The following is a 20113-nucleotide window of genomic DNA, read 5'->3' as shown; positions in this document are numbered from 1 at the left end:
CGGCGACGGATCAGGCAGACGCGCGCCGACGGTACTGGATGTCGACCGTGTGGTCGGTGAACCCCAGCGACCGGTAGAGGGCCACTGCGCGCTCGTTGTCTCCCTCGACGTAGAGAGACGCCGTCGTCACTCCGGCCTCGCGCAGGCGATCGAGCCCGGCGATCATGAGCTGCCTGCCGAGGCCCCTGCCCGGTTCACCGACGCCGATCACGTAGATCTCCCCGGACTCTCCGTCGACCTTGAGCCAGTTGTAACCGATCAGGCGACCGGCGTCGTCGCGCGCAAGGAGAAAATCATCGGCGTTGAACCACCGCTCAGCGCGCCTTGCGCGCAGGTCTTCGATGGTGATGCGGCCCTGCTCCGGGTGGTCCAGGAACACCCGGGCGTTGAGTTCGACCCACTCGGCGTCGTCGACGTCTGGCCGAAAGGCGGAAATCCCCTGCGGGAGGGAACGGATGCGGTCGCTTGGTTCCAGCGGCATCCGCAGTTGAAGAAGGGTGCGCACCCGCTCGAAACCGAACCGGGCTGCGAGGGCACGGGAGGCGGGGTGGTCCCCGTGCGCCCAGGCGAGCAGGTCAGGCGGAGCATCATCGAGGATTCCTGCGAGCATCGTCGTGCCGACACCGGTACCGCGCCACTCGGGATCGACAACGAACTCGAGTTCTCCCTTGCCGATGAGGGCCGCGCCGACGAGGAGTTCCGCGGCGCTCGGGGACTCCGGCGGGTTGACGGCGAAGACGAGCGAACGGGACCCGTCGACGGCATCGATCAAAGCCTGGTCGTTGAACGGGGATGCCCCGTCACCGGCGACCGCGCGGCGAACGAGACGATCGAACGCGGCGCGTGGCGCAGCATCCGCGAGGTTACGGGAGCGGAGTACTGGTTTGCGCACTGTCATCCTCGTAGACGTTGAAGCGGTAGCCGACGTTGCGGACGGTGCCGATGAGCTGTTCGAGGTCGCCGAGCTTGGCTCGAAGCCGCCGCACATGCACGTCGACGGTGCGTGTGCCGCCGAAGTAGTCATAACCCCACACTTCGCTCAACAGCTGCTCACGTGTGAATACCCGGGACGGATGCCCCGCGAGGAATCGGAGGAGTTCGAATTCCTTGTAGGTGAGGTCGAGGGGTTTGCCCTGAACCTTCGCTGAGTAGCTTGCCTCGTCGATGACGACGCCTGACGTCTGGATCTTGGTGCTCGTCGTCTCGAGCGACTGGCGTCCGATGGCGAGACGGATGCGTGCGTCGATCTCGGCGGGGCCGGCCATCTCGACGATCACGTCGTCGACACCCCAGTCCGCGCTGACCGCACTGAGGCCGCCCTCGGTGAGAATGACGAGGAGGGGAACGGTCAGTCCGGTGGTCCGGAGAATCTTGCACAGGGCCTTCGCCCCGGCGAGGTCCGTCCGTGCGTCGATCAGGATCAGATCACTCGACGGCGCGTTGACGAGCTGGGCAGGCTGAGCGGGTATCTGACGCACCCGGTGACTGAGCAGCCCGAGTGAGGGCAACACCTCATTGTCGACCTGCGAGGTCAGAATCAACAGTTGCGCCACGAGCGTCCTCCAGTGATTACGTGGACTCATACTAGCTTTTGCGACGAGGGGCCTCTGACCGCAAGCGCTCCCACGTCCAACGCTGTCAGCGGGATTCAGGCAGAATAGGGGAATGACAGACGCTCCGATGACTCCCTCGCGCATCTGGCGCAGCATCTTCGGTGTCTGGGGAGCCGCCGTCCTCGGCGCGATTCTCGTCGCGATATTCGCTCCCGCCGGATTGCACTTCACCTGGCTGTCGCTCACCCTCGCCGCGTGCACCCTGCTCGCGTTCGTTCTGCAGCTGGCGACGCACCAGAAGGTCGGGTTCATCGATCGGTTGTCGATCACGATCGTGGGCGTTGTCGGTATTCTCACGGTTGCTGCCGCTGTTCTTGGCCTCGCCGCACTCTTCGCGGGATAGACTGCCGGTATGGATCTCGTCGCACTTGAACTCTTCTTCGTCGGCCTGCTTGCCCTTGCCAGCCTCGCCATCGGGGCAATCTCCGTCGTGGTGCTCGTCAACCTCTTCCGCGGCCAGCGCTGACACCTGGCGCGCCGATGATCGAAATCCCGACCGGCCTGCCCGCCGAGCTCGTCCCGCTGTCCTGGCTGATCGGTGTCTGGGAGGGGACAGGTGTCATCGATTACGCCGGCGCCGACGGTCCGGTGAGCGCGGAGTTCGGCCAGCGCGTCAGCTTCAGCCACGACGGGCTGCCGTACCTCAATTACACGTCGAGCAGCTGGCTCCTCGATGAGGAGCGCACGGCCCTCACCGCCGAGACCGGGTACTGGCGGCTGCACCGGCCGCAGCGCGCAGGAGACCCGGGTCCAGCGATGCTTCCCGGGATCGGTGACCGCCCGTTCCAGAACGCCGACGAGGTCGAGACCCTCCGCAACGCTGCCGGCGGGTTCGACATCGAGGTCGCGCTTGTTCACCCCGGCGGAGTGAGCGAGCTCTACCTTGGCCAGGTTCGCGGGCCGCGCATCGACCTCGCCACCGACGCCGTGCTGCGCACAGCCGGGGCAAAGGAATATGCGGCTGCAACCCGGTTGTACGGTCTCGTGGACAGCCACCTGCTCTGGGCGTGGGACATCGCCGCCCTCGGCCAGAACCTCCGTACCCACGCCTCAGGGCGTCTTTCTAAGGCCGACTAATGACCGCTCCCAGCCCGTTCCTCTCCCGCCAGGGAGCCGTCGTCCTTCCCGACGTCGCCGATCCGGGAGTTCCGTCCCACTACGGCAACCCGAATATCGAACAGCGGATGCTCCAGGCAGGCGAGGCGATCGTCGATCTGTCCTCCCGCGGCATCGTCTCCATCACCGGCGCAGACCGGCTGAGCTGGCTCAACTCCATGACATCCGCAGAACTCACCCGGCTCCCTGCCGGAGCGTCGAGTGAGACCCTGTTCCTCGATCCCAATGGCCGGCTCGAATACGCCGCGGGAATCGTCGACGACGGCGTCACGGCGTGGCTGCTCGTCGAAGCGGACGACGTCGAACCGCTCGTCGCATGGCTCAACCGGATGAAGTTCATGATGCGCGTGGAGATCGCCGACCGGTCCGCCGAGTTCGCCCGCATCGGGGTGATGCCGGCAGAGTCGCCGCTCGATCTTGCGGTCGCGTCGCCGAACGGTGTTCCGCTGGTGTGGACAGACCCGTGGCGGGAGGTCGTCGCTGGTGGCCACCAGTACGCGCGCGGCGAGCATCCGTCTGCCGAGTGGCGATGGACCGAAGTCCTCGTGCTGCGCGAAGAACTGACGGCGCTCGCCGCAGGCACGCTGCCCGCTGCCGGTTCGCTCGCCGCCGAAGCGCTGCGGATTGCCGCCTGGCGGCCACGGAAGTCCACGGAGACCGACGAAAAAACCATCCCCCACGAGCTCGACTGGCTGCGCAGCGCCGTCCACCTCACCAAGGGCTGCTACCGCGGCCAGGAGACCGTGGCGAAAGTGCACAACCTCGGACACCCGCCCAGGCGGCTCGTCCTGCTCCACCTCGACGGTTCTGACTCCGTTCTGCCTCGCCACGGCGCGAACGTTCTCGCCGACAAGAAGGGCGAGCTCACAGGGGTGGGGTCAGTGACGACGGCGGCGATGCACCACGAGCTCGGTCCGATCGCGCTCGCCGTGGTTCGCCGGAACGTCGATCCAGCCGCACGCCTGACCGTCGACGAAGACGGGACAGCCATCGCCGCCGCGCAGCAGGTCATCGTTCCGTCTGACGCGGGTGCCGTTGCCGATGTGCCGCGGTTGCCGCGGCTCGGCGCCGTCCGCCGCGACCAGTAGGCGCAAACGACGCATTCCGTGCCTCCACTCGGCGCATCGCTAGAGTGGAGGCATGTCTTCGCCATACACACTCATCCTGCTCCGCCACGGCAACAGCGACTGGAATCAGAAGAACCTGTTCACCGGCTGGGTCGACGTCCGTCTCAGCGAACAGGGCGTTGCTGAAGCTCACCGGGCGGGTGAGCTCTTGAACGAGTCGGGGCTTTCCCCTGACATCCAGTACACCTCGCTTCTGACCCGGGCGATCCAGACCGCCAACATCACCCTCGACGTCGCCGATCGCGCCTGGATCCCGGTGAAGCGCACCTGGCGTCTCAACGAACGCCACTACGGCGACCTTCAGGGCAAGGACAAAGCCCAGACTCTCGCCGAATACGGCCAGGAGCAGTTCCAGACCTGGCGCCGGTCTTTCGACGTGCCGCCGCCCCCGATCGCCGATGACAATGAGTACTCCCAGGCGAATGACCCCCGCTACGCCGGCATCGACGGCGAGGTGCCCAAGACTGAATGCCTGAAGGACGTCATCGACCGGATGCTTCCGTACTGGCACTCCGACATCACCGGCGACCTTGCCGAAGGAAAGACCGTCCTCGTCACCGCGCACGGGAACTCGCTGCGGGCGCTCGTGAAGCACCTCGACGGCATCTCCGATGACGAGATCGCTTCACTCAACATCCCGACAGGGATCCCGCTCGTCTACAAGCTCGACGAAAACTTCGTGCCGATCGAGCCGGCCGAATACCTCGACCCCGAGGCCGCAGCGGCCGGCGCCGCAGCGGTGGCATCGCAGGGTAAGAAGTCCGAAGGTTAGGAGCGGAGCTCCTAACCGAGGAGATTGAGCACCTATGCAGGAGCGCCACGGCGCTCCTGCACGGGTAGTCGAAATCCCCACTCCGACAGAGAAAGGGCGGGAACCGATTCGGTTCCCGCCCTTTCTCGTCAACTCAAGCTGTTGTCAGTCGTCGCTCTCCGCCGTCCAGTCGCCGGTGGCGAGGTACTGGACCTTTTTCGAGATCGACACGGCGTGGTCAGCGAAACGCTCGTGGTAGCGCGAAGCGAGTGTCGCGTCGACCGTTGCGACCGGCTTGCCCTTCCACGTTTCGCCGAGCACCTTGTCGAAGACCCTGACGTGCAGTTCGTCGACCTTGTCGTCCTCGTTGCGAATCTCTTCCGCAAGACGCACATCCTGGGTGCGCAGCAGCTCGGTGAGCTTGAGCGCGATCTCGACGTCGAGGCGACCCATCTCGGCGAAGGTCGAGCGGAGGCCCTTGGGCACCGCGCGCTCCGGGTAGCGGTAACGCGCGAGCTGGGCGATGTGCTCAGCCATGTCACCCATGCGCTCGAGGGACGAGCTGATGCGCAAGGCGCTGACGACGATGCGCAGGTCGCGGGCGACCGGCTGCTGCCGCGCGAGAATGTTGATCGCAAGTTCGTCGAGGGCGACCGTGAGCTCATCGATTCGTACGTCGTTCTCAATCACTTCTTCGGCGATGGAAACGTCCGACTCGCTGAACGCCTGCACCGCGTTGGTGATGGAGATCGACACGAGCTCGGAGATGGCGACGAGCCGTTCCTGCACCTCGGCCAGCTCCTGCTGGAATACTTCACGCATCTGATCTCCATTCGGATGTCGGGGGTCCGGCGCCCACATTTCAGGCGCCCGGGAACAAGCCCCGCCGCAACTGTGCCCGTCGCAGGTTAACGTTTGGTGGCGTACTCCTGAACAGGGGCCCAAATGCCCTGATGAGAGCACACCGCCCGGCGGGCGTCGTTCGGCTATGCCTCTAACCTAGTCGTATGGACTCTCCCTGGCTGGTGCTTGCAGCCCTCCTGCTCGGGCTCGTCGTCGGTTCCGGGTTCGCCATCGGACTCATCTCCGCAGCACGCCGTGGGGCTCGGGTCGCGACGGTCGTCGCCCCTTCTGTGCCCGACGGAGTCAGTCAGGTCCTCGACGCCCTCGAAAGCGCCGGGATCGTCGTCGATCCGTCGGGGAACGTGGTGAAAGCATCCCCGGGGGCGCTCGCCCTCGGACTGATCCGTGACGGTATGCTCGCTCACCCCGAATTCGTCGCCCTGGCCGACCGGGTTCGCGACAGTGGCGAGCCGGTGACCGAGGACATCGATATCGTCCGCGGCCGGTTCAGCGACGTCATCCTGCACCTCGGCGTGCGCGGTGCTCGTCTCGGCACGAGGTACGTCCTTCTCCTCGCGACGGATCACACCGAGTCCAGACGGCTCGACGAGGTGCGACGTGACTTCATCGCGAACATCAGTCATGAACTGAAAACTCCCATCGGAGCAGTTGGGCTTCTGGCCGAGGCACTCGAGCCGGCGGCGGACGACCCCGACCAGGTACGCAGGTTCGCGGCCCGGCTGGGCACCGAAGCGTCACGCCTCGCCCGTCTGACCGGTGAGATCATCGACCTGTCCCGGCTGCAGGCAGCCGACGCACTCAACCAGCCGGAGCTGCTCGACATGGACCGCATCGTCGCGGCAGCACTCGACCAGAACCGCGTGGCGGCAGATGCCGGTGGCGTCACGCTCGTGTCGGCCGGCGACAAAGGGGCGAAGGTATACGGGGATGAAGCGCTCCTCGTCGTCGCCGTGCACAACCTCATTTCGAACGCCATCACCTACTCACCGCCGCGCGGCCGGGTCGGGGTGGGAATCTCCCGCAAGAACGGCGTCATCGAGATTGCTGTTGCCGATCAGGGGCCTGGCATCCCCGAAGAGGACCGTGACCGCGTATTCGAGCGGTTCTTCCGGATCGACCAGGCCAGGTCTCGGAACACCGGCGGCACCGGCCTTGGGCTGTCGATCGTGAAGCACACCGTTCAGAACCACGGGGGCGAGGTGAAGGTCTGGTCGCTCGTCGGAAAAGGCTCGACGTTCACCATCCGGCTCCCCGAAGCCTCCGAAAAGCCCCTCACCGGGCCGATTCGGCTCCCCGTCGATACCGACGCCGTATCGAATCCAGACACCGTACGTGAGGAATCCATCAGATGACCCGCATTCTCCTTGTCGAAGACGAAGCAGCCCTGAGCGAGCCACTCGCGTACCTGCTCGGTCGTGAGGGATACGAGATCGACGTCGTTGAAGACGGGCCGAGTGCCGTGACAGCGTTCGCCGCCACTTCACCGGATCTCGTGCTTCTCGACCTCATGCTTCCCGGTATCCCGGGAACCGAGGTGTGCAGGCAGATTCGAGCGGTGTCCACGACCCCGATCATCATGCTGACGGCGAAGGATTCCGAGGTGGACATCGTCGTGGGGCTGGAGCTCGGAGCGGATGATTACGTGACGAAGCCGTACTCGAGCCGTGAACTTCTCGCCCGCATCCGTGCTGTGCTCCGTCGTCGCGGGACAGATGATGAGGTCGATGAGTCCGTGCTCGAGGCCGGCACCGTACGGATGGATCTCGAACGACACACGGTCGAGGTGAACAGCGTAGAAACGGGCATGCCGCTGAAGGAATTCGAGTTGCTCGAACTCCTGTTGCGAAACGCCGGTCGGGTGCTCACCCGCGGACAGCTCATCGACCGCGTGTGGGGGAGCGACTACTTCGGCGACACCAAGACACTCGATGTCCACATCAAGCGGATCCGTTCGCGCATCGAGGAGAATCCCTCCGAGCCGCGGATGCTGGTCACCGTTCGCGGGCTCGGCTATCGATTCGAAGCCTGATCAAGCAAAAAAGCGCGGTGCCCCAACCGGGGCGCCGCGCTTTTCTGAGGAACTGTTATTCGCCTTCGGGCGTAGCTTCAGGCGTGCTCGCCGGGGTCGCGACCGGGGTCGGCGACGCCGTCGGCACGAGGTCGCTGTACTCGGGCAGCGAGCCGTCGAGCACGGGGACAAGGATCTCCACACCGGTCTCGTTGCCGTACTGGAAGAACACCGTCGTGAGGGAACCGGGAAGGGCGTCGACACCCTCGAGCAGGATCGGGTCCTCAGCCGCTGTGCCGAACGACACGGTCGACGCTTCGGGGACCTGGACAGTTGCGGTTCCGTTCTCTCCGTCACCAAACTGGATGTCGAGAGACTGTGCATCGCCACCGTTGGTCAGGGACACGATGAGGTTCCCGTCAGTGCCCTCTTCGCCCATGATGATCAGGGCGTTGCGGATCTTCACGTCGCCGACGCGACCCGAGACACCATCGCTGGGGTCGTAATTCTTCGTCGTGGCCTGCGGGGCGACCAGGTTGCACGCGCTGGTGCCCAATACGACGGTGGCCGCCAGCACGACGGATGCGATCAAACGCGCCTTCACAGGTCCTCCAAGAACACAGGGGTGCGCACGCGGAAACAGCGTGCGGGAACGAGTCCGAGTTTAGTCTAGCCAGCCGCTCTGCCCGCCCAATGCTGAGCGAACTTTAGTGCATACCCCCTGTGGTATTCTGGTAGATGCTGAAGGGATACACATCCATGCTTTTTGAGGTTGGCGAAACCGTCGTATACCCCCACCACGGAGCCGCAACTATTGCGGAAGTGAAAACTCGGGTCATCAAGGGAGAAGAGAAGCTTTATCTGAAGCTTCGCGTCACCCAGGGTGACCTCGTTATCGAGGTGCCCGCTGAGAACGTCGACCTGGTCGGCGTTCGTGACGTCATTGGTAAAGAAGGTCTTGAGCGCGTCTTCGACGTGCTTCGTGCGCCGTTCACTGAAGAACCCACGAACTGGTCGCGCCGGTACAAGGCCAACCTTGAGAAGCTCGCCTCCGGCGATGTCATCAAGGTGAGCGAGGTCGTGCGCGATCTCTGGCGCCGTGACCAGGACCGCGGCCTCTCGGCCGGCGAGAAGCGCATGCTTGCAAAGGCACGCCAGATCCTCATCTCGGAACTCGCCCTCGCGGAGAAGACCGATGAAGAGAAGGCCTCGAACGTGCTTGATGAGGTTCTGGCTTCTTAGAGGCCTGATCTCTGATCTCGACAGGCTTGATCACCGGGTTTTTTGGTGGTCGAGCTTTTTGTCGTTTTCAAAGCGCCGTTCGACCGGGTTCCGATGGTCAAGCTTCGTCGTTCTCCGGTCGCTCAGAGCTGAGCTCGGCGGGTCGGTAGGCTCGGGAACATGAATACGCGCTCCCCGATCGTCGGCGTCATCGTCGTCGCCGCCGGCAGCGGAACGCGCCTCGGCGCCGCCCGCCCCAAAGCTTTCGTCGACTGCGCCGGACGCACCGTGCTCGAACGCTCCCTCGACTCCGTGTTCGGTATGCAACGGGAGGCGCAGGTCGTCGTCGTCGCACCGGCGGACCTCGTCACCGAGGCGGAAGGGATGGCGCGCCGGGCAGCCGGTCCTGCAGAAGCATCCATCTCGGTCGTCGCCGGCGGCGATACCCGGCAGCAGTCCGTGTCGAATGGTCTCGCCGCCCTCGATGACGGCATCCGGATTGTCCTCGTGCACGACGCTGCACGAGCGCTGACTCCCGCCGCCATCTTTGACGACGTCGTGACGGGTGTCGCCCAGACTGCATCCGGAATCGTGCCGGGGGTTCCCGTGCAGGACACCGTGAAGCGAGTCGACGATGATGACACGGTCGTCGAAACGATCGACCGGTCCGAATTGCGGTCGATCCAGACGCCGCAGGGGTTCCCGCGGGCATCGCTCGCCGCCGCGTACGTGGAAGCCGACGTCGAATACACCGACGATGCGGCCCTGTTCGCCGCCGCCGGGCACCCGGTCTCCGTGATCGACGGCGACGCGCTCTCGTTCAAGATCACGACCCCGTGGGACCTCAGGAGGGCCGAGGGGCTCCTCTCGAGCGTGCCAGCAGGCATCCGTGTCGGGATCGGAACCGACGTCCACGCCTATGACAGCGAGTCCGAGCTCTGGCTGGCCGGCTTGTCCTGGCCGGGCGAGCGTGGTCTCTCCGGTCACAGCGACGGAGACCCCGTCTGCCACGCAATCACCGATGCGCTGCTCTCAGCGGCTGGGCTGGGCGACATCGGCAGCGTCTTCGGCACGAGCGACCCGGTCTTCGCGGGCGCGCACGGCGAGACCTTCCTGACCGCCACGCGGTCGAAACTCGCCGCCGAGGGCTTCGCCATCGGAAACGTGGCTGTCCAGCTCATCGGCAACAGCCCGCGATTCGCCCCGCGTCGCCAGGAGGCCGAGTCCTTCCTCAGCGGTCTGCTCGGCGCGCCGGTGAGTATCTCAGCGACGACGACAGACGGGCTCGGCTTCACGGGCCGAGGCGAGGGTGTGTGCGCCATCGCGACCGCCACGGTGTCGCGCCAGTACTCTTGAGTCGTGGCAATCCAACTCTATGACTCCCGGGCACAGGCCCTCCGTGACTTCACCCCGCTCGTTCCCGGCAAGGTCGGAGTGTATGTCTGTGGACCCACCGTCCAGTCATCCCCGCACATCGGTCACTTGCGATCGGCGCTCGTCTACGACCAGATGCGCCGCTGGCTGAACTACTCCGGATACGACGTCACCCTCGTGCGCAACGTCACCGACATCGACGACAAGGTTCTCGTCAACGCGTCCGAGAGCGAGGAATGGTGGGCGTTGGCCTATCGCACCGAGCTGGAGTTCACTGCCGGGTACAGCGCCCTCGGCATTCTGCCCCCCACCTACGAACCGCGCGCGACAGCGAGCATCCAGCACATGCACACGATCATCGAACGGCTGATCGATCGCGGCCACGCCTACGTCGCCGAAGACGCCTCGGGCGACGTGTACTTCGACGTGCGCAGCTGGTCCGAATACGGCGCGCTGACACGGCAGAACATCGACAGCATGGACGCAGCAACGGATGCTGATCCCCGCGGCAAGCGGGACCCTCGCGACTTCGCCCTGTGGAAGGGACACAAGGCTGACGAACCCGTGTCGGCTGCGTGGCCCAGCCCGTGGGGCGACGGCAGGCCCGGCTGGCACATCGAATGCTCGGCCATGGCAAGCCGTTACCTGGGTGCCGCTTTCGATATCCACGGCGGCGGCCTCGACCTGCGCTTCCCGCACCACGAGAACGAGCTCGCGCAGTCGACGGCGGCCGGTGACCCGTTCGCGTCGTATTGGGTGCACAACGGTCTCGTCAACGTGAACGGGCAGAAGATGTCCAAGTCGCTGGGCAACTCCGTCTACGCGGCCGACCTCCTCGGTGCTGCACGCCCCATCGTCGTTCGCTACTATCTCGGGCAGGCGCACTATCGGTCGACAATCGATTACCACGACGGTGCCCTTCTCGAAGCCGAGGCAGCGCTCGATCGCATTGAGAGCTTCCTCGAGCGGGTCACCCGCAGGCTCACCGGGACGCGTTTCGCGGGGACGGGCACGGAGCAGATTCCGGATGCCTTCGCCGCCGCGATGAACGACGATCTGTCCCTTCCGCAGGCGCTCGCGGTATTGCATGACACAATAAGGCAAGGCAACGCGAGCATTGACGGGGAAGACCTCGCCTCAGCCGCCGTGGCGCAAGGGCAGGTGATGGCCATGACCGAGGTTCTCGGAATCAACCCTCTCTCGCCCGAATGGTCCCGCGGTCAGGACACAGCAGCATCCGCGGCGCTCGACACGCTCGTCGACAAACTGCTCGATGAGCGCCAGCAGGCCAGGGCGGCACGCGATTTCGCGGCCGCCGACAGGATCCGCGACGTCCTCACGACAGCGGGAATCACGATTGAAGACACCTCAACGGGTGCACATTGGAGTATTGATGGCCAGTAAGGATGGCCGCCCAGGGGCGGTTCGTAAGACGAAGAAGGGCCCGGCAAAGGGAACAGGTGGCCTTGGCCGCCGCTCCCTCGAGGGCAAGGGACCGACGCCGAAGGCTGAAGACCGTACCTACCACGCCGCTGGAAAGCGCAAGATCGCCAAGGAGCGGCTCAACCAGGCCCAGGCCAAGTCCGGTGGGCGACCGAGCACCGCGCCCGCCGCTGGTCGCAAGCCCAAGCAGAAGCAGGCTGACGACAGCGAGATCGTCACGGGTCGCAACTCGGTGCTCGAAGCGCTTCGGGCCAAGATCCCCGCTTCTGCGCTCTACATGGCCACACGGATCGAGTTCGACGACCGGGTGAAAGAAGTTCTTGCCCTGGCGACGGCTCGCGGTCTCCCGATCCTCGAGGTCATGCGGCCAGAGCTTGACCGTCTCGCCGGCTTCGACTCGGTGCACCAGGGCCTCGCGCTCAAGGTTCCGCCGTACTCATACGCCCACCCCACCGAGCTGCTCGAGCAAGTCGTCTCGCGCGGCCAGGTTCCACTCTTCGTTGCGCTCGACGGCGTCACCGATCCGCGTAACCTCGGCGCGATCATCCGCTCGACCGCGGCGTTCGGCGGCCAGGGTGTCATCGTTCCGCAGCGGCGTTCCGTCGGGCTGACAGCGTCGGCCTGGAAGACGTCCGCCGGCGCGGCGGCCCGCACGCCCGTCGCCATGGCGACGAACCTGACCCAGACGCTCAAGGCGTTCAAGGCCGCTGGCGTTTTCGTCGTCGGCCTCGACGGCGGCGGAACAGTCGATCTTCCTGACCTCGAACTCGCCGACCGGCCCCTCGTTGTCGTCGTCGGAAGCGAAGGCAAGGGACTGTCGCGCCTCGTCACCGAGACCTGTGACGCGATCGTGTCGATCCCGATCTCGGCAGCGACCGAGTCGCTGAATGCCGGCATCGCGGCATCCGTCACTCTCTACGAGATCTCGAAGCTGCGTTCATCGGGTAAGAAGGCGAAGAAGAAATAACGTCTGCTTGTGGGCGCTGGCGCGGCCGGGTCTCAGACCCGGTCGCGCCAGTTTTCGTCCGGGGCCGCGACCACAGCGGTCGGCAGGGTGATGGCGCCGGTCGGGGGAGTGATGACCGTTGCTTCGTCACGGCGGTGGCGCAGGATGTCGTTGATGTACGAGGTCAGTGCCTCGGAGAGCGGAACGTCCCTGGCCTGGTTCTGAGACATGAACCAGCGGTGTTCGAGCAACTGGTGGAACACTTCTGCCGGCTCGAGCTTGCCCTTGAGATCGCGGGGGATCGACTTGACCACGGGCTCGAAGACGCGAATGAGCCACTCGTGGGCCATCATCTCCTCGTCCATGTTCGCCTTTGCGAACGTGGCACCGTAGGAGTCGAGGTCGTTGAGCAGCCGTCGGGCCTGGTTCTCTCCAGCGTCGAGGCCGGTGAGCCGCAGAAGACGGCGCTGGTGGTGGCCGGCGTCGACGACCTTCGGCTGAATCCGCACACGGGAGCCGGTCTCGTCCGTTTTGATGGCGAGCTCCTCGATGTCGAAGCCGAGTTCATTGAGACGGTGCACCCGCTCGTTGATCCGCCAGCGTTCGCTCGATGAGAATGACTCGGAACCCGTGAGTTCGGTCCACAGGGACCGGTAGGCGGCGACGATGCCGTCAGAGAGCTTGATCGGGTCGAGGGCGTCGTCGACCCGTCCGCCCGCTTCGAGGTCCATGAGCTCGCCGGCGATGTTGACGCGAGCGATCTCGAGGTCGTTCTCCCTCTGACCGTTCGACAGTCCGCCACCGTACAGTTTTCCGGTCTCGGCGTCGACGAGGTAAGCGGCGAACGCGCCAGCGTCCCGACGGAAGAGAGTGTTCGACAGCGAGACGTCTCCCCAGAAGAAGCCCGCGATGTGGAGCCTGGCGAGCAGGACGGCGAGTGCGTCGACCAGCCGGCCGGCTGTGTCGGGACGCAACTGCTGAGAGAACAGGGCGCGGTAGGGGAGTGAGAACTTGAGGTGCCGCGTGACGAGCACGCTCGGCAGCGGGTCACCCGATTCGTCTGAGCGCCCGGTGATGACGGCAACGGGGTCAACGCACGGGATGTCCATGCGCTGAAGCGTGCGCAACATGTCATATTCGCCGCGCGCCATCTCGGCGGTGGTTTCCTTGACGGCGACGACATAGCCGGAGAGGTTCGCGAAGCGCACGAGGTGGCGCGAGATTCCCTTGGGAAGTGACGCGATGGTTTCGTTGGGCCAGTTCTCCAGCGGGAGGTCCCACGGCAGGTCGAGAAGCGCCGGGTCGACGGTGGCTGCGGTGATGTTGAGTGATGCGCTCATGGTGAGTTAAACAGTAGCGCCGGCTGGCGGGGTGAAACCCTGCCAGCCGGCGCGATGCTGTTATTCGGCCGAAACGGCTGCGTTCATGCGGAGTCCAGACTCGACGTCGAAGACGTGCAGGTGGCGCGGCGTGGGAATCAAGAAGACCTTCTCACCGGCGTGCGCGTGGGTGCGTCCGTCGACACGGGCGACGAGGTCGGTGCGCTTGCCGTTGACGTCTGCGTGCCCGTAGAGGTAACCGTCAGCGCCGAGCTCTTCGACGAGGTCGACGTGGACCTCGAGGCCGTTGCCTGGCTCTGTCGACACTTCGATGTCCTCGGGGCGGACACCGACGGTGACCTGCCTCGCGCTGGTCTGGCCGATGATGTCGCGGTCGACCGGAACGACGCGGGCACCGAACTGGATGCCGCCTTCTGCGAGGTCTGCGGTCAGCAGGTTCATCGCGGGAGAGCCGATGAAGCCGGCGACGAAAACGTTCTGCGGCTTCTCGTACAGGTCACGCGGTGTTCCGACCTGCTGCAGGACGCCATCCTTGAGCACGGCGATGCGGTCACCCATGGTGAGTGCCTCGGTCTGGTCGTGCGTGACGTAGACCGTGGTGACGCCGAGCCGACGCTGGAGCGACGCGATCTGCGTGCGGGTCTGCACGCGGAGCTTCGCATCGAGGTTCGACAGCGGCTCGTCCATGAGGAAGACCTGGGGCTGGCGGACGATCGCGCGACCCATGGCAACACGCTGACGCTGACCACCGGAGAGTGCCTTCGGCTTGCGGGTCAGGTACTCCTCGAGGTCGAGAAGTTTCGCTGCCTCGAGGACGCGGGTTGCCCGCTCGTCCTTGTTGACGCCGGCGATCTTCAAAGCGAAGCCCATGTTCTCGGCGACCGTCATGTGTGGGTACAGCGCGTAGTTCTGGAAGACCATCGCGATGTCACGGTCCTTCGGCGGCACGTCGGTGACGTCGCGGTCACCGATGAGGATGCGGCCGTCGTTGACCTCTTCGAGGCCGGCGAGCATGCGCAGGGAGGTGGACTTACCACAACCGGACGGGCCGACCAGAACGAGGAATTCGCCATCGGCGACCTCGAGGCTCAGCTGGTCAACAGCGGCGCGGGTACCACCTGGGTACATACGTGTGGCGTTGTCGAACGTTACGGATGACATGTTGTGCTCCTTCACCGGCAGGTACGTGCCGGACGATCCGAGTGAATGGATTCATGCATTGCGTGCTGCGCTGCATGCGCGCGGTCGTGCGGGTACACGATCGCGAAGCTTCAGTATGGCATGAAGTGAGGCGACCAGTGCAGTTTGGTGAGGTGCCCGTACCTGCGGCACGCAGCATCCGTTTGGGCATTTCCCAGACTGCGCAACTACGATCGGTGGGTGTTGGCCACGGCAACCCGACCCGCAACCGACCGAATACTCACCCCCGAAGCGAGGATTTATGCACGACGACGCACCAGAAGTTCTTCCGACGAAGAACGAGCGTCGCGAGGCGACCCGCGAGAAGGCAAAAGAGTTGCGGGAGTCGCAGAAGAAGCGCGACAAGCGCAATCGCGTGCTCCTGCAGGGTGGCATTGTCGTCGCAGTTGTGGCTGTCATCGTCGGTGTCGCGTTCATCATCACGAGCGCAATCCGCCCGCCGGCGCCAGGACCGGCGAACATGGCCAGCGACGGGATCGTCGTCGGATCAGCACTCGAGGTCGTGGAGACGCCGGCCCTCGCGGCCGGAGCGTCACCCGTCGCGACGAAGGTCGACCCGAAGGTTCCCAACATCCGGATCTACGTCGACTACCTGTGCCCGGTGTGCGGTGAGTTCGAGCGTGCGAACGCCAAGCAGCTGTCGACCTGGGCCGAGAAGGGTACGGCGACTGTCGAGTATCACCCCATCGCCCTCCTCACCGGACGGTCGGCCGGATCCCAGTACTCACTGCGTGCAGCGAACGCTGCCGCGTGCGTCGCCAACTACGCGCCGAACGGTTTTTTCGACTTCAACTCTCTCCTGTTCAAGAACCAGCCTGAGGTTGGCACAGCCGGACATTCCGACGAGGCCCTCATGGAACTCGCGGCGACGGCGATCGAGACCGAAGCCGGCACTGCTCCGGCCGGACCGGTTCAGTCGAATATCGATTCCTGCATCAGGGACGCCACCTTCACCCCGTGGGTGCAGTCGGCAACGGACCGCGCCACCACGGAGAAGGTGCCGTACTCTTCCCTCGACAAGGTCAAGGGAACCCCGACGGTTCTTGTGAACGACAAGCAGTACACCGGGTCGATCACCGACGACGAAGAGTTCCAGGCCTTCGTGCTTTCGGTTGCGAGCGAGACGTACGCGAAGTCGAGCCCGAGCCCGAGTCCCTCACCGTCCGCGCCTGCGGAGTAACGGCTAGATCTTCTCGTCGCGCTTGCGGCCCAGCCGCACCTGAACGCCCATGAGCGGGCCGACGAACCGGCGCTGGATCCGGCGTGCCGGGCCAAGCGCGTTCTGCACCAGGTATTGGCCCAGGATGGCGCCAGCGGCGAGGGCGACGGCGACAGAAGCTGCTTCCAGCATGCTGAGCAGCCCGTCGATCGAACCCGCGCTCAACTCCAGTAGGCCCCGAAAGAGGATCAGTCCGGGAACGAGCGGGACAAGTGCCGAGACGACGAGCGGCAGGGGAGGAGTCCGCACCAGCCGCGATGCGAGCGCAGACAAAACACCGACGGCAACGGCGGCGGCCGCGGCTGACCATGCAACACCGAAGCCAGCCTCCTGACCACTCGTGTAGACGAGGTAGGCGATGACCCCGAGCACGCTGACCGCCCAAATGGCCCGCGCAGGCACTTCGACCGCGAGCGCGAAACCGAGGATGATGACGACGGATGCCATCAGCAACAACCAGATGTTGGCGAACGACGGCGGCACGTAATCTGCGATGTCGAGCACGAGGCCGAACCGGGCGAGGAGCATGCTCGTCCCGGCGACACCGGCGACGAGCCCTCCGGTGATGAGGAGTGCCTCGAGGACGCGCGCTGTACCCGTGACGTAGAAGCCCGACAGGACGTCCTGCACGGCGCCGAACGACGTCACGCCGGCGAGCAGCACAATGATGGTCGCGACGACAACGAGAAATGGGCTGGCCGCTGGATCGAGAAAGTGAACGAGCGCGGCGACAACAGGCCCGACGGCTCCTCCGGCGAGGGTCTGGTAGAACACGCTCATCCGCGTTCGCGCGAGAGCGGTCGTGAGCGAATCGACGAAGAAGGTGGCAACGAACGCTGCACCGATGACGAGCGGCCCGCCGCCGAGGAGCAGGGCCGCTCCAGCGCCGACCAGGCTCCAGCCGAGCCGCCGGACGAGCACCGGATAGATCGGGCGGGCGGCGATGATGGTGTTGACTCGCGTCCGGGCTTCGCCGACCGACATCGGGGTGTGGAGCAGGTCGTCGACGAGGGTGGACATGTTCGTCAGCCGGGTGTAGTCAAGCGTTCGGTACTTGACGTTTCTCGAGCGGGTCACCGAGTCGCCCGTCGATGAATCGTCCCAGGTCAGCGTGATGACGGTGTGTGTGACATCCGCTTCACAGCCCTTGAGTCCGTATGCCCGCGTGACGGCGAGCATGGTCGCTGTCGCATCCTCCGCGCTGGCGCCGGAGGCGAAGATGACTTCCCCGCAACGAATGGCGAGGTCGAGGATGCCTCTGCCCGTTTGTTCTGTCGTGGCGGGTGCCTGGGACTGCTCGGGCATGCGTGTGTTCCTCGTCGTGGTGGTCTCTCAAGGATGTCATGGCAGGACAGGGCGCGCGGGTTCGTTATGATTGACGAGTCCACGCCGCCTTAGCTCAGTTGGCCAGAGCAGCGCACTTGTAATGCGCAGGTCGTCGGTTCGAATCCGACAGGCGGCTCCATGTGCAGATGCTCGATGTGTCCCCGGTGACCGCGGTGAACCCGCGGGCGGGAATTCCACCCTGGCTCGCCATCATCATCGCCGCGGCCTGCGGTGCGCTCGTCGCTGTGCAGACCCGACTCAACGGAGCCCTCGGCCTCGCGATCGGAGATGGCTTCGTCGCCGCGGTGATCTCGTTCGGGTCTGGCCTGATCATCCTCACCGTCTGTTTGATGTTCGTCCGCAACGGGCGAACCGGCCTCGGAACCATCGCCGCCGCACTCCGGGACGGAAGTATGCCGTGGTGGACGGTGCTCGGCGGTCTCTCCGGCGCATTCCTCGTCCTCGGTCAGGGCATCACCGGCGCGGTCGTCGGGGTTGCGCTGTTCAGTGTTGCCCTCGTCGCCGGCCAGACCGCCTCCGGCCTGATCCTCGACCGGATCGGTTTTGGACCGAACGGGCAGGTAGCCACCACGTGGCCACGGCTCCTCGGCGCCGCTCTCGCGATGATCGCCGTTTTGTGGTCTGTCTCCGGGCAGATTGGCGGGGATGTTCCACTGTGGATGCTCGGGATGCCATTGCTCGCCGGCTTCGGCACCGGCTGGCAGTCGGCAGTGAACGGCCGGGTCCGTGCTCGGGCTCACAGTGCACTCACCGCAACGTTTCTGAACTTCGTGGTGGGAACGCTCGCCCTCGTAGCTGTTCTGCTCGTTCGATCCTTCTTTGTCGGCTGGCCCGAGCATCTCCCAGCGGAACCTCTCCTCTACCTCGGCGGAGCGATCGGCTGCGTCTTCATCGGCGTCAATGCGTTCCTCGTCGCCCATACCGGTGTCCTGCTTCTCGGACTCGGAACCGTCGCTGGTCAGCTGGTCGGGTCGGTCGTCATCGACGCTGTCGCTCCGGGCGGCGCCGATCTCGGCTTCACCACGGTCAGCGGCGCGGCGCTGGCCCTCGTCGCCGTGAGTGTCGCGACATTCAGGCGGCCTAGAGCTCGCGGATGAGCGCTTCGGCGTCGATGGGCTTGCGGGATCCTGCTTTGGCGCCCTCGGGGATGCCACCGACGTAGAGCCAGCCGAGCAGATACTCGTTCTTGCCGAGCTTGTGCATCTTGCGAACCGGCTTCGATCGCGTGTAACTTCCCGTGCGCCACAGGACACCCCAGCCGGCATCGTGCAGCAACAGGCTGAGCGTGTGTGCGACGCCGGAGGCCACGGCCTCCTGCTCCCACGCGGGCACTTTCGAACTCTTCTTGAGCGACACGACGATCGCGATCAGAAGCGACGCCCGCAGAGGCTTGGATGACGGATGGTCGTCTCCCTCCGCCTTCGCTATCGCTTTACCGAGTTTTTCGCGCGCCGGACCGCGCAACTCGAGCAGGCGCCACGGTCGCAGGGCGCTGTGGTCCGCGACACGGGCGGATGCTGCGACGAGCGGAAGGAGGTCCTCGTGCGTCGGCGCATCCGCTGTCACGCGCGACCACGACCGGCGCGCCGCGACGATGTCGACCAGACGAACCACGTTACTCGACGGGCGCGAAATTGAGCGCGAGCGAGTTCATGCAGTACCGGTCACCGGTCGGGGTGCCGAATCCATCGTCGAAGACGTGGCCGAGGTGTGAGTCACACGTGGCGCACCGTACCTCTGTCCGCACCATCCCGAGCGAGTTGTCTTCGATGAGGTTCACAGCTTCGGGCCGCACGGACTCGTAGAAGCTGGGCCAGCCACAACCGGAGTCGAACTTGGTTCCGCTCTTGAACAGCTCTGCGCCGCAGGCTGCACAGGTGTACAGACCGGAACGGCTCTCGTCGAGCAGCTCACCGGTCCACGGACGCTCGGTTGCAGCTTCACGCAGCACCGCGTACTGCTCACTGGTCAGTTCCTCGCGCCACTCGTCATTGGTCTTGTTCACCGGGGTCTTGTCCACGGGCTGGGTCATACTGCTCCTAACGGATAATGCTTGCCTCTTATCTAACCCCTTCCCGGGCCATCATGTTCCCGTCTTACGTTCAGGCTGGGCAATACCTGAGCATCGTCCGCTCGCCTCCTCCGACGCGCCACGCGCGAAGCAAATGCGCGTCGGCCACGCCTTAGGATGGCGGCACGGTCTTCGAGCGCACAAGGACTTCGAGCGGTGGTGGATATGGGTGACAACGGTTCTCCGAACGAGACGAGCCCCGAGCTCAGCGAGCGTGACCTCGCGATCCTTGAGTTCGAGAGCCGGTGGTGGCAGCATGCCGGCCAGAAGGAAGAAGCGGTCCGTGCCGCGTTCGGTTTCTCTCCCACCCGGTACTATCAATTGCTGGGCGTGCTCATCGATTCGCCCGCAGCCCTCGTTCACGATCCGCTCCTCGTCAAGCGCCTGCACAGGCTGCGCGACACCCGGCAGGCCGCACGCCGGGCTCGAGCCAGGAACGCTGACTGAACAGCGATCGCTTCCGGGTTCGCCGA

Annotated in this window: 22 protein-coding genes and 1 tRNA gene; 14 read left to right on the top strand and 9 right to left on the bottom strand. The window is 65.1% G+C overall.

What is annotated here, in order from left to right:
* Positions 1 to 10: 10 nt before the first annotated feature.
* Both mshD and ACWA1Q_RS10885 read right to left on the bottom strand, forming a co-directional pair.
* Positions 11 to 892, bottom strand: coding sequence for a mycothiol synthase (gene mshD, locus ACWA1Q_RS10890; RefSeq protein ID WP_463757320.1), 882 nt, complete (start codon positions 890 to 892; stop codon positions 11 to 13).
* Positions 864 to 1553 (bottom strand): winged helix-turn-helix domain-containing protein, encoded by a 690-nt coding sequence (locus ACWA1Q_RS10885; RefSeq protein WP_463760847.1) that lies wholly within the window; start codon positions 1551 to 1553, stop codon positions 864 to 866. The genes mshD and ACWA1Q_RS10885 overlap by 29 nt, the downstream gene beginning before the upstream one ends.
* Before the next feature lie 112 nt (positions 1554 to 1665).
* On the opposite strand from ACWA1Q_RS10885, the gene ACWA1Q_RS10880 reads away from it, so the two are divergent.
* The 4 genes from ACWA1Q_RS10880 to ACWA1Q_RS10865 all read left to right on the top strand — a co-directional run bounded on the left by ACWA1Q_RS10880 (position 1666) and on the right by ACWA1Q_RS10865 (position 4628).
* Positions 1666 to 1956 carry a hypothetical protein gene (locus ACWA1Q_RS10880; RefSeq protein WP_463757318.1) on the top strand — a complete coding sequence of 97 codons (291 nt, stop codon included), beginning with the start codon at positions 1666 to 1668 and terminating at the stop codon, positions 1954 to 1956.
* Between the two features lie 137 nt (positions 1957 to 2093).
* The gene (locus ACWA1Q_RS10875; protein WP_463757316.1) at positions 2094 to 2690 is read left to right on the top strand and encodes a heme-binding beta-barrel domain-containing protein; all 597 of its coding nucleotides are present in this window, start codon (positions 2094 to 2096) and stop codon (positions 2688 to 2690) included.
* On the top strand, positions 2690 to 3817 hold the full coding sequence (gene ygfZ / locus ACWA1Q_RS10870) for a CAF17-like 4Fe-4S cluster assembly/insertion protein YgfZ (RefSeq protein ID WP_463757314.1): 1128 nt from the start codon (positions 2690 to 2692) through the stop codon (positions 3815 to 3817). The genes ACWA1Q_RS10875 and ygfZ overlap by 1 nt, the downstream gene beginning before the upstream one ends.
* A gap of 52 nt (positions 3818 to 3869) precedes the next feature.
* On the top strand, positions 3870 to 4628 hold the full coding sequence (locus ACWA1Q_RS10865) for a phosphoglyceromutase (RefSeq protein WP_463757313.1): 759 nt from the start codon (positions 3870 to 3872) through the stop codon (positions 4626 to 4628).
* Between the two features lie 144 nt (positions 4629 to 4772).
* Here the strand turns inward: ACWA1Q_RS10865 and phoU are convergent, their stop codons facing one another.
* Positions 4773 to 5429, bottom strand: a complete 657-nt coding sequence (gene phoU, locus ACWA1Q_RS10860) for a phosphate signaling complex protein PhoU (protein ID WP_463757311.1) — start codon at positions 5427 to 5429, stop codon at positions 4773 to 4775.
* A 185-nt stretch (positions 5430 to 5614) separates the two neighbouring features.
* Here phoU and ACWA1Q_RS10855 point away from each other — a divergent pair, with 185 nt between their 5' ends.
* Both ACWA1Q_RS10855 and ACWA1Q_RS10850 read left to right on the top strand, forming a co-directional pair.
* A complete protein-coding gene (locus ACWA1Q_RS10855) occupies positions 5615 to 6823 on the top strand; it encodes a sensor histidine kinase (protein ID WP_463757310.1) in 1209 nt (402 codons plus the stop codon).
* On the top strand, positions 6820 to 7500 hold the full coding sequence (locus ACWA1Q_RS10850) for a response regulator (RefSeq protein ID WP_463757309.1): 681 nt from the start codon (positions 6820 to 6822) through the stop codon (positions 7498 to 7500). The genes ACWA1Q_RS10855 and ACWA1Q_RS10850 overlap by 4 nt, the downstream gene beginning before the upstream one ends.
* Before the next feature lie 55 nt (positions 7501 to 7555).
* Here the strand turns inward: ACWA1Q_RS10850 and ACWA1Q_RS10845 are convergent, their stop codons facing one another.
* Positions 7556 to 8083 carry a hypothetical protein gene (locus tag ACWA1Q_RS10845; RefSeq protein WP_463757307.1) on the bottom strand — a complete coding sequence of 176 codons (528 nt, stop codon included), beginning with the start codon at positions 8081 to 8083 and terminating at the stop codon, positions 7556 to 7558.
* A gap of 155 nt (positions 8084 to 8238) precedes the next feature.
* Between ACWA1Q_RS10845 and ACWA1Q_RS10840 the strand changes: the two genes are divergently transcribed.
* The 4 genes from ACWA1Q_RS10840 (at position 8239) to rlmB (ending at position 12484) form a co-directional block, all read left to right on the top strand.
* Positions 8239 to 8721, top strand: coding sequence for a CarD family transcriptional regulator (locus ACWA1Q_RS10840; RefSeq protein ID WP_090713134.1), 483 nt, complete (start codon positions 8239 to 8241; stop codon positions 8719 to 8721).
* A gap of 159 nt (positions 8722 to 8880) precedes the next feature.
* Positions 8881 to 10056, top strand: a complete 1176-nt coding sequence (ispD, locus tag ACWA1Q_RS10835; RefSeq protein WP_463757305.1) for a 2-C-methyl-D-erythritol 4-phosphate cytidylyltransferase — start codon at positions 8881 to 8883, stop codon at positions 10054 to 10056.
* Between the two features lie 3 nt (positions 10057 to 10059).
* Entirely contained in the window at positions 10060 to 11478 is a 1419-nt protein-coding gene (gene cysS, locus ACWA1Q_RS10830) for a cysteine--tRNA ligase (protein WP_463757303.1), read from the top strand.
* Positions 11468 to 12484, top strand: coding sequence for a 23S rRNA (guanosine(2251)-2'-O)-methyltransferase RlmB (gene rlmB / locus ACWA1Q_RS10825; RefSeq protein ID WP_463757302.1), 1017 nt, complete (start codon positions 11468 to 11470; stop codon positions 12482 to 12484). Before cysS ends, rlmB begins: the two co-directional genes overlap by 11 nt.
* A 32-nt stretch (positions 12485 to 12516) precedes the next feature.
* Here the strand turns inward: rlmB and ACWA1Q_RS10820 are convergent, their stop codons facing one another.
* Both ACWA1Q_RS10820 and ACWA1Q_RS10815 read right to left on the bottom strand, forming a co-directional pair.
* Positions 12517 to 13803: a DUF4032 domain-containing protein gene (locus ACWA1Q_RS10820; protein WP_463757301.1), complete on the bottom strand. Its 1287-nt coding sequence runs from the start codon at positions 13801 to 13803 to the stop codon at positions 12517 to 12519.
* 60 nt (positions 13804 to 13863) lie between these two features.
* Positions 13864 to 14964 carry an ABC transporter ATP-binding protein gene (locus ACWA1Q_RS10815; RefSeq protein WP_463757299.1) on the bottom strand — a complete coding sequence of 367 codons (1101 nt, stop codon included), beginning with the start codon at positions 14962 to 14964 and terminating at the stop codon, positions 13864 to 13866.
* Between the two features lie 280 nt (positions 14965 to 15244).
* Between ACWA1Q_RS10815 and ACWA1Q_RS10810 the strand changes: the two genes are divergently transcribed.
* The gene (locus ACWA1Q_RS10810) at positions 15245 to 16183 is read left to right on the top strand and encodes a DsbA family protein (RefSeq protein WP_463757297.1); all 939 of its coding nucleotides are present in this window, start codon (positions 15245 to 15247) and stop codon (positions 16181 to 16183) included.
* Positions 16184 to 16186: 3 nt separating this feature from the next.
* On the opposite strand, the gene ACWA1Q_RS10805 is transcribed toward ACWA1Q_RS10810, so the two are convergent.
* On the bottom strand, positions 16187 to 17527 hold the full coding sequence (locus ACWA1Q_RS10805; protein WP_463757296.1) for a threonine/serine exporter family protein: 1341 nt from the start codon (positions 17525 to 17527) through the stop codon (positions 16187 to 16189).
* Positions 17528 to 17610: 83 nt separating this feature from the next.
* Here ACWA1Q_RS10805 and ACWA1Q_RS10800 point away from each other — a divergent pair.
* Positions 17611 to 17687, top strand: a tRNA-Thr gene (locus ACWA1Q_RS10800).
* 7 nt (positions 17688 to 17694) lie between these two features.
* Positions 17695 to 18666: a DMT family transporter gene (locus tag ACWA1Q_RS10795; protein ID WP_463757293.1), complete on the top strand. Its 972-nt coding sequence runs from the start codon at positions 17695 to 17697 to the stop codon at positions 18664 to 18666.
* On the opposite strand, the gene ACWA1Q_RS10790 is transcribed toward ACWA1Q_RS10795, so the two are convergent.
* Together ACWA1Q_RS10790 and msrB are read right to left on the bottom strand one after the other, a co-directional pair.
* Positions 18650 to 19183, bottom strand: a complete 534-nt coding sequence (locus tag ACWA1Q_RS10790; protein ID WP_463757291.1) for a nitroreductase family protein — start codon at positions 19181 to 19183, stop codon at positions 18650 to 18652. The genes ACWA1Q_RS10795 and ACWA1Q_RS10790 overlap by 17 nt on opposite strands.
* Before the next feature lies 1 nt (position 19184).
* The gene (gene msrB, locus ACWA1Q_RS10785; RefSeq protein WP_463757290.1) at positions 19185 to 19601 is read right to left on the bottom strand and encodes a peptide-methionine (R)-S-oxide reductase MsrB; all 417 of its coding nucleotides are present in this window, start codon (positions 19599 to 19601) and stop codon (positions 19185 to 19187) included.
* Between the two features lie 204 nt (positions 19602 to 19805).
* Between msrB and ACWA1Q_RS10780 the strand changes: the two genes are divergently transcribed.
* Positions 19806 to 20087 (top strand): DUF3263 domain-containing protein, encoded by a 282-nt coding sequence (locus ACWA1Q_RS10780; RefSeq protein ID WP_463757288.1) that lies wholly within the window; start codon positions 19806 to 19808, stop codon positions 20085 to 20087.
* The last annotated feature ends 26 nt before the right edge of the window (positions 20088 to 20113 follow it).

The sequence above is a fragment of the Mycetocola sp. TRD_SC_2 genome (assembly GCF_055361225.1).
This window is presented reverse-complemented; position numbering and strand designations above follow the sequence as displayed.